The 1,422-nt window shown below is 61.4% G+C and carries 1 protein-coding gene; it reads left to right on the top strand.

Annotation, left to right across the window (positions count from 1 at the left end; all coding sequences use genetic code 11):
• Nucleotides 1-153 precede the first annotated feature (153 nt).
• Nucleotides 154-1,353 (top strand): IS256 family transposase, encoded by a 1,200-nt coding sequence (locus AEYBE204_RS37300; protein ID WP_023463766.1) that lies wholly within the window; start codon nt 154-156, stop codon nt 1,351-1,353.
• Nucleotides 1,354-1,422 lie beyond the last annotated feature (69 nt).

The following is a 1,422-nucleotide window of genomic DNA, read 5'->3' as shown; positions in this document are numbered from 1 at the left end:
TCGCGTCCCCAGGAGTGGTGTAATTGGCCGGGAGCGTAGCGCAGGCTCGCTGCCCGTCCAAAGGGCAAAGCGAGCCTAAGCGCAGCGGGTGGTCATCAGTGATTTTCGGATATGGTTTGGGTTCTCACACTCACACCAGAACGAAGAACACCGATGACCAAGGATATGATGGCCCTGAAAGGGCTTGTTGAGAAGACGTCCGACAGCGATTTGTTGCGCGAGATGATCGGCTTCGCGGCCGAACGGCTTATGGCGATGGAGGTCGGCGCCGTGACCGGCGCGGGCTACCACGAAAAGAGCGGTGACAGACTTGCTCAGCGCAACGGCTACCGTGAGCGCGATTGGGAAACCCGCGCGGGCACGGTCGAATTGCGCATCCCGAAGCTTCGCAAAGGCAGTTATTTCCCGGGCTTTCTGGAGCCACGGCGGATGGCTGAAAAGGCGCTGACGGCTGTCATCCAGGAAGCCTATGTCCAGGGCATCTCGACGCGCTCGGTCGACGATCTGGTCAAGGCGATGGGAATGAGCGGCATCTCGAAAAGCCAGGTTAGCCGGCTTTGCGAGGAAATTGATGAGCGCGTGAAAGCGTTTCTCGACCGTCCGATCGAAGGCGAGTGGCCGTATATCTGGATCGACGCCACCTACCTGAAGGTCCGCCGTGGTGGGCGGATCGTTTCCGTCGCCGTCATCATCGCTGTCGGCGTCAACAGCGATGGCCGCCGGGAGGTTCTGGGCCTGGAGGTCGGCACTTCCGAGGCTGAGCCAATCTGGGCGGAGTTCCTGCGCAAGCTCACGCGGCGAGGCCTGCGTGGCGTCAAGCTGGTCATCTCGGATGCCCATGTCGGCATCAAGGGCGCCGTCTCCAAGGTGCTCAACGCCACCTGGCAACGCTGCCGCGTCCACTTCATGCGCAATGTCTGCGCCCACGCCGGCAAGAGTGGCCGCCGGGTCGTCTCAGCCTTCATCGGCACGGCCTTCGCCCAGGAGACGCCGGAAGCCGCAAGCTCACAATGGCGAAACGTTGCCGACCAGCTCAGGCCCAAAATGCCCAAGTTGGCAACCATCATGGACGAAGCCGAGCACGATGTCCTGGCCTACATGACCTTCCCAAAGGAACACCGGATAAAGCTGCACAGCACCAACCCGATCGAGCGACTTAACGGGGAAATCAAGCGCCGCTGCGACGTCGTCGGCATCTTCCCAAACGACGACGCCATTACCCGACTGGTCGGCGCCATCCTGCTCGAACAGAACGACGAGTGGGCCGTCCAGCGCGGGCGCTACATCACCCTTGAAACCATCGCACAAGTCAGCGATGATCCGCTTATCAGTATGCCCGCCGTGGCCAACTGATCAAAGCCCGGACCCGTCCGGAAATCATTGAGGCCGAGCGCTCAATTACACCACGCCCTGGGGCACGAT

Source organism: Asticcacaulis sp. YBE204 (assembly GCF_000495855.1).
Lineage (GTDB): Bacteria > Pseudomonadota > Alphaproteobacteria > Caulobacterales > Caulobacteraceae > Asticcacaulis.
The sequence above is the reverse complement of the archived record's forward strand: the minus strand, read 5'-3'. Positions and strand labels throughout refer to the sequence as shown.

Coding starts and splice junctions, on each gene's coding strand:
- AEYBE204_RS37300 (WP_023463766.1), top strand. CDS start 154: ATGACCAAGGATATGATGGCCCTGAAAGGGCTTGTTGAGAAGACGTCC.